The organism is Acaryochloris thomasi RCC1774, from assembly GCF_003231495.1.
Lineage (GTDB): Bacteria > Cyanobacteriota > Cyanobacteriia > Thermosynechococcales > Thermosynechococcaceae > RCC1774.
In genome coordinates this window covers 1-7,049 of the sequence record NZ_PQWO01000051.1, presented here as the reverse complement: position 1 = coordinate 7,049, position 7,049 = coordinate 1, and the positions used below count along the sequence as shown (strand labels likewise).

Genomic DNA, 7,049 nt, shown 5'->3' with positions numbered 1-7,049 from the left:
ACAGGGTTGTTTTAAGTTAACAGCGAAAAAATAACATCAACCCGATTAGCAAGCTTTGTCATAGCGGCTTTGAGCGATTGGAAGCCATTCAATCTCAGCAGATTAATCACAATTGTTCTGAGCAACGACCAATTGAGTAGTGCTTGTTCATCTTCAAGTCGATAATCATCTTCGCCAAAGACAACATCCTTTGGCCAATGCAACCGGTTCTCTATTCCCCAATGCTCGCGGACTAGCGATTGCCACTGTTGAGGTGAGGTCAATACCGAACTGATGTAATAGGCCCTGTGGTGATAGTCCTTGCCTTTACGAGTGCCCCATCGCTCGACACAGAGTACAGACTCAATCGCCTCCCACTCTTCTAACGCTAAACCCACTGGACGATAGACCTTGATGCAACGATGTTCGTTTCGCCCTCTCTGGTGTTGGCGATGGGTGTGCTCAGCTATCGGCTTGAGGTATTGAGTATAGGTCTGTAGGTGCTGGTAAAGACGACCCTGATTACTTTTGACTGCCACTAAATAGTCATTGTCTGAATCAAGGATTTGTTGAAGCGTTTTTTTGTGCGTGTAAGGCATCCATCGTGAGTAGCAATCCCTCTACCTGCAGCGTTTCTAACAGAGTCTGAACCACCTTAATCTCGCTATTGTCCTGCTGAGTGAGTGCCTCAAGCTTGAGCGTGATGCCCGCTTCGACGGCATATAGACTAACCAATCCGACAAAGCGCTGCTTACCGTTCTCATCAGTAAGACGCTGACGAATACGTTTACCGTCAATGGAGGCAATATGATTATCTGGTGAGTGAGTCTGTTGCTGCGATAGCATCCATGCTTCGAATTGGTGAGAGAGGGCAAGGAAGTCAATGCCCATCATCACGCGCCGAAACGTTGAGTGGGAAGGGACTTTCAACTGCTTAAGCCCAAATAGTTCACACAAAGCATGTTGATGCTCTTCGGCAAATGTGTGTAGAGGACGATACCCCTGATATCCGGCTAGGATGCCCATGACTATCAATAGCAGCAGAATCCACAGCGGGTGAGATCTGCCATGGGATTTGCGGAAATCAGGGACTTGTTTCAGTTCTTCTATAAGGGTGCTCATGGGTCAATCCACTATCGTGATGTGGATTGATCCTAATTTTTCTACGGGAAATTTAAAACAGCCCTGTCCAGAAGACATAAGATCTTAGTAAAGAATCAAACAATAACGCCAACCGTAAAGTATTCTGAACTTCAAGTCATGCGTCAACTAAAAGCATTCACTTTTCACAGAAATAGGGGTTCTTTAATGAAAGACTACATCAAAGAGTGGAGAGCAATCATGGATCTATCAATAGAGGGAAGGCTCACACTCAAGAATATTTATCATGATATTGACAATAATCGTTTACCGGGTGAGGCATTATCTGATTTTTTTGAAGAGCTAGCAAAAAAGTGGGCATTCCTAAGATGCCAAGATAGGTTTGAAGAAATGAGCCCTTCTCAAAAAAATATCGAAGCATATAAAATTTTTAACGAAGTAATAAAGACAAAAGATTTAGATGAAAAATCTTTTTTTTGTCAATGCAGTTATGGCCCAAATAAAAGCAGTAATTTTAATGTCTCACGAGTTATGTCTTGGAAAAGTTTCATAAAATATCATATCAAAGAAGGGACTTTGATTTTTGACGATCAGGGTCCAAGCGATGAACAAATTGCAGACATATTAGTGCGTTGGGAGACGAAGTATAATGCGGAAAGCTATATGCAGACAAGGCGTCCGTTTGCTTGGATCACTAAATCAAGCTTTATTCAAGAAATCATGGAGGTGAGTTCAATTGAAAAAAACGATGATTTGGGATCCATAGTCAGAGATCGCCTAGGTCTTGTTGCCTACCAATCGGGAGAGAGTATTCTTGAAATACAATACCCAACTCAAGCAGTAAATATAGATGAGTTAAAAGCACCAACTTTTTTGGATAGCGATTGTACAAAGGACTCTGTTTATTGTTCAGTAATGACGGATGACGGCTGTGGTAGAACCATAAATCTTTCTACTTGTGAGCCTGATGCTCCTGAGGTTATACATCCAAAAATAAATTTTTCTAATAAATACTCATTACGAAATCTAGGGAGGATAAGACGAAGCAGCAATCACAATCAAGAAAAAATCACAGAAATAAATTTTCCAGAAGGAAGCAATATAAAGCTCGGCATTTTGCTAGATGAAGTCCTCGACAACCTGAGAAGAGATTAGTAAATTTACGTAGGATAAGCTTTTCTTAGAAATTATGCAAGATATACAAAAAAAGGAAGACACAATAACTGAAGCTGATCAGGCAAATCTAGAATGGATAAACTCGCATACAGAAGAGACTCTTTCTACAGCTCTCCTTATAGCCTTTTCTAATCCTGATGGTATCAAGTTTGATGATCTAGAACTTAGCCATAGAAGTTCAGCACTTTTACAGCTTCAAAATCTTTTCAAGAATCTCGAGCCTCGCAAGCAAGAGGAATTCAAGGCTGCAACAGTAACAGCTATATGTGAATGGTCCCCTTCAGCACATCGAGGCATAACTCTTCAACGGCTTTCTTATCTCGCAGCCTATCTTCGAGCATCAAAATCTATTGAGCAGTTCAGAGTGATTTTTTTACAGCAGAAGCTACATAGATTGAGCTTAGACGAAGAATATAGAACTACAGCCATCTTGCTTTCTACAATCGCCGGTTTTGCCCCTTTACCCAAAGTGAAGAAACTTTTTTTAGAGCTGAGCAGAAAAGAGCATTTTAAGAACTATGCTCCAATTATTTTTCTAGGTCTCTGCACGTGTGAACCAGAAGATTACTATATATACTTCCCTATTTTTGCCAATAGTATTGACGTATCCAAAGGCACAAATATTACAGATGAAATAGCTAACAATTACTCTATAACAATGTCAGAGTTTGTAAGAATTGTCTCTATCTCTACGATAGCTGATGTTTTTTTTAGAATGAATTCAGACTATTGGAAGCCATTCATTCAATTGCTCTGCTCAGGTTCCACTCCAGCAATACACTTAAGTTACCATAATCGCGAAATCGCTATTTCATCAACTAATCCACTCAATAATTGCGAAGCTGTCTTAGTAAAAGAGGACCAGGAGTCAATATACTATTTTCAGACAGTTTTTGAACTATTTGAACAGCTTAGAGAATCTAGAGGAGAAGGCCTAAACACTCTGGCCGAACGCACTCGAAAATTTATTCGTGAAGACTTAGTGGCATCGATTACCGATCCAGAGAAACTAGGCCTTTTTCATGAAATTGTATAGAAAAGCAGGTTTATTATGTTTTCTTATGATACTTCCTATGAAACTAACTTTGCTGGTGAGATAAAGATACCTGACAAAATAGGGATAAAGAAGTACACGAATCTTTGTCGAATACTAAAAAGGGAATTATCACAGGTAATTGAGGATCGGGAAGAAGAACACTTTGAATATGTTTATGCAGTTGATTTCTCTGAAATATATGCATATGTATTTAGGGAAAAAACTGCTAAAGAATTTTCAATATTTCAAGACATACCGGATAGCGTTGCTTTAGCTTTACAGTACAATGCATTACACTTCTTATTTCATCAATCAAAGAGATGCATTTTACTACAATCCTACGAAAAAGAATGGGATTTTTTGCTTTCCAATCTCTCAAAAGAAGAACTTTCCAAGATACTATCATCCGACTATGAAATAGCAAAAGAATTAAAATATCTTCAAGAAAACTCTACATTTCAAGACTTACTTAAAAGAACAGATAATAGTAAAGACTTAAATGATAGTGAGTTCAATAAAGCATGGGAGTTCTTGACCGAACACTCCTCAACATTACTAGGTGTTTTTTTGCAGCACTCACTTCCTCTACAGCGCTTAATGAACTTGACAAGTGATGAGTTATTTCAGGATGCTACATCATTTATCCAAAACTATGATTCAAGTTTTAATTTTTCCCACGAAGAGAAGGTTAGTGAGCCAGTATTGAGAAGATACAAAAAACTGATTACTTTGAGGCGGCATGAGTCAAGCTCCAACTCGTGCTATCTGGATGCGATAGCACTAGGAACCATTGACAAGATGAATCAGGTATTGAGTCAACGCCAAATAAAGATAGTTTTGGTTACTAGAAGCGAAGCAATGCACAGATTGAGTGAAAGTGAGCATCCTAAAAAGAAACCTTCTTTGTCATCTTTGAGACATCCGAGGATTTTCCTCGATTTTTATCGGCGCACCACAACCGACGAACTAAAAGAGCATCTTTATACCGTAACAAATTTTATTGAGTCTTCAAACAAAGCATCACGGAGAAAGGAAGAGGGAGAATTAGAGGTTCATGATTTTCTCAAAAAGAATTTTGAGAAGCTTCAAAATATCAGGAAATTTTGGATCAATGCTGCCACCATAGTAGATGTAAGTAAATCAGAGCAATATGATGCACATAGCAGATCTATTATTCCGACAGATCGTCCTAGCCAGTTGTCCGTTCATCGATTAATGAAGTTCATTAGAAATAATGAAGACCTAGGACATCGCTTGGAAGTAAGAGTTGATAACATAGCAGATGAGTGGAAAAAGGCTCATCATACATTGGGAGTATCTCTACAGGCTGTAACAGCCTCTTCTAAATCCAACCTCGATATACAAGTGGTTAGCTCAGATACGAAACATGAGCTGCATAGCAAAAAAGCTATATCACTCTATTCTTTGCACTTTTATTCAAATGAAGCGAAGAAATTCATTGAGGACTACTCCAAAGTTTTGTCCGTCCAGTGGTGGGAAATACTAGATTCATTCAATACTCAGAAGGATTTGAGTAGCGATGCAAAGTACGAAAGAATTCTTGCACTGTCATTTGTATTAAGTACTTTAGGTGAATGGAAGCTGGCGAAAAGATATTGCGAGCTGGCTCTAACATCTTCTCCTAAGAATATGACATTTGTATATCCATCTGAAGGGTTCTACTTTTTGTCTATCTGTGTTAGAAAAACAAATTACTCAGTTCTCGGCCTGAGAGAAAGCCTAAGGTTAATCGACAGAGCTATTGATCTAAGAAGAAAGCATATTGATTCAGATGAGTCTCGATATTATCTTGAAAGAGGTAATCAAACATTAATACTTAATTGTCTTCTTAGCGCTGATGATATAAACAGAGAACCTGACTTTAGATTTCCCTACGCGGAGAATGGCTTTTCTGATCTTTTGAAAGCTGAGAAACTTGCCTTTAATGACCCGGTCTTGATTTCGCAAATAGTAGTTTATCGATTGAACTACTATATTGAGTCAAAACAGTATACTTATCATATTCAGGAGATAGAAAGAGATATACGTAGATTAGTTGAGTGTCAAAAGCGAATTCACAACCACGTAAAAGACTGGCCAATTATTATTCTTGACACGGTTGTTTGGTCATATTGGATCATTAATAGCAATAATTCGAGTAAAGACTGGTTGCAAGATAAGGACTGGGTTTCTTACCTGAATTATCTTCGGTTATCGACTGCCACCCAATCTGATTTGACTGGCAGAGAAAAAGCAATGGTTGAAATGCATTTACAAAAAATCTTCAATATCTCTGCACTATAAACTATTTGCTGATAAGAACAATAATAGGGATGTGCACAACCTATCTGCTCAAATATATTATTTCTTATGGAATTTGATTTTGATAGTGTAGAATATGCGCATATTTCTTAAATCAAGGTCGGTCGAGTTGAGACTCAATCGACGCTAGTTCTCGTGCATACTGATAGGTCACTTCAAAGCTTTCAATACAATGACGACGTAATGAGGGATGGCGCTTAATCTCTTTACGAATATTTAGGGCTGATGTCTTAATGCTTACGTCCCAACTGGTGGTTCGCTTATCGGCTTGATACTCGCGCTTAAGCAGGCGCAGGAGCAAATTACTCAAATAGCTTTCAACCCGGTCTCGATGGCGCCCGCCCAAATCCTCAACTTCCTCGATTAGGCACTGCTTCCTTAAGGAGTGATTGCTAGAATGTAATTTCAGTATAAGTTTCAGGCTAATGCAGTGCATCTATTGTCATCACGAGAATGTGGTCAAGAACGGGACCAAGACTTTGAAAACAGCTCAGGTGGTTCAGTACTTCCTCTGTACAGATTGCGGTCGTCGCTTTAACGAGCGCAGTGGGACACCGATGGCGAGACTGAGAACCCCAGTCGAGACAATATCGATGGCCATCAATGCCCGCACCGAAGGGCTTGGTATTAGAGCCGCCGGGAGAGTGCTAGGGAAATCCCCCAGCAGTATCATCCGCTGGGAAGAGCGTTTATCGGCTCAATTATCAAGCTGGTCACCCCCTTCTTCAGAGGAGTCAGATATCACGATTGAAGGTGATGAAGTGTACACTCGCGTAGGTGAGAATTATCCCCCCCTGGCTCAGTGAAGGCTGGACGATTCATTTCATCGAACGTGACAGTCGCTATTGGTTAGAGGCCCGCGCCGGTCTCAAGAATGGGGCGTTATTTGAAGAGAGTGTCAAAGCCGCTTGGGATTGGGCTAAACCGAGTTTATCGATTCGTTGGTTTACCGATGGAGAACGTCGATACTCAAACGAGTTGTGGAAGCTAGCGAGTGTCTACCTGCCAGGGAGTGCAACGACACAGGCGTACCCTTTCCGAAAAGTGTGGCGAGCGGGATTAGAGGTGGCAATGAAAATCAAAGGCTCTCAGGGAAAACCTCGGGTAGAGTGGGTGAATCGAGAGCATCCTTACACGGCCATTAGCCCCAAGAGCGAGGTCCATGCAAATCACAATGAAGCACTCAACAGTTCCTTGAGACGACGGGCAAGTGGCTATCGCCGACGCCAGAATCACTATGCCAAAAAGGTTGAGGGACTACAGAGAGCATTGAACGTACAGAGATTGATCCACAATTGGTGCCGTCCTCACTGGGGCCACCGACACAAGCGCACCCCTGCGATGGTGTTGGGATTCATCCAGCGGCCAGTTGAAATTGCTGAGATATTGGTGGTCAGAAGTTTTAGATGCGTCACTTCTTAGCTGGACAGTGCCC

The 7,049-nt window shown here is 40.7% G+C and carries 6 protein-coding genes; 4 read left to right on the top strand and 2 right to left on the bottom strand.

Annotated elements, in window-relative coordinates:
* Window positions 1-11 precede the first annotated feature (11 nt).
* A protein-coding gene (locus C1752_RS27600) for an ISAs1 family transposase (RefSeq protein ID WP_110989250.1) occupies window positions 12-1,101 on the bottom strand; the annotation gives its coding sequence in 2 pieces (ribosomal slippage) (window positions 12-560 and window positions 562-1,101; 1,089 coding nt in all).
* 186 nt (window positions 1,102-1,287) lie between these two features.
* Here C1752_RS27600 and C1752_RS27595 point away from each other — a divergent pair.
* From C1752_RS27595 to C1752_RS27585, 3 genes are read left to right on the top strand one after another with little or no spacing between them, the layout of a single operon-like run.
* A complete protein-coding gene (locus C1752_RS27595) occupies window positions 1,288-2,235 on the top strand; it encodes a hypothetical protein (protein WP_146242476.1) in 948 nt (315 codons plus the stop codon).
* 34 nt (window positions 2,236-2,269) lie between these two features.
* Window positions 2,270-3,292, top strand: a complete 1,023-nt coding sequence (locus tag C1752_RS27590; RefSeq protein ID WP_110989248.1) for a hypothetical protein — start codon at window positions 2,270-2,272, stop codon at window positions 3,290-3,292.
* Window positions 3,293-3,307: 15 nt separating this feature from the next.
* Window positions 3,308-5,596: a hypothetical protein gene (locus C1752_RS27585; protein ID WP_110989247.1), complete on the top strand. Its 2,289-nt coding sequence runs from the start codon at window positions 3,308-3,310 to the stop codon at window positions 5,594-5,596.
* Window positions 5,597-5,708: 112 nt separating this feature from the next.
* On the opposite strand, the gene C1752_RS27580 is transcribed toward C1752_RS27585, so the two are convergent.
* Entirely contained in the window at window positions 5,709-6,050 is a 342-nt protein-coding gene (locus C1752_RS27580) for a DUF29 family protein (protein ID WP_110989246.1), read from the bottom strand.
* On the opposite strand from C1752_RS27580, the gene C1752_RS27575 reads away from it, so the two are divergent.
* A protein-coding gene (locus tag C1752_RS27575; RefSeq protein ID WP_110989245.1) for an IS1/IS1595 family N-terminal zinc-binding domain-containing protein occupies window positions 6,040-7,036 on the top strand; the annotation gives its coding sequence in 2 pieces (ribosomal slippage) (window positions 6,040-6,399 and window positions 6,401-7,036; 996 coding nt in all). The two genes, C1752_RS27580 and C1752_RS27575, sit on opposite strands and share 11 nt — an antisense overlap.
* Window positions 7,037-7,049: the final 13 nt, after the last annotated feature.

What these genes read in the sequence shown, in the direction of transcription:
- C1752_RS27595 (WP_146242476.1), top strand. Translation starts at nt 1,288, where the DNA reads ATGAAAGACTACATCAAAGAGTGGAGAGCAATCATGGATCTATCAATA.
- C1752_RS27590 (WP_110989248.1), top strand. Translation starts at nt 2,270, where the DNA reads ATGCAAGATATACAAAAAAAGGAAGACACAATAACTGAAGCTGATCAG.
- C1752_RS27585 (WP_110989247.1), top strand. Translation starts at nt 3,308, where the DNA reads ATGTTTTCTTATGATACTTCCTATGAAACTAACTTTGCTGGTGAGATA.
- C1752_RS27580 (WP_110989246.1), bottom strand. Translation starts at nt 6,050, where the DNA reads ATGCACTGCATTAGCCTGAAACTTATACTGAAATTACATTCTAGCAAT.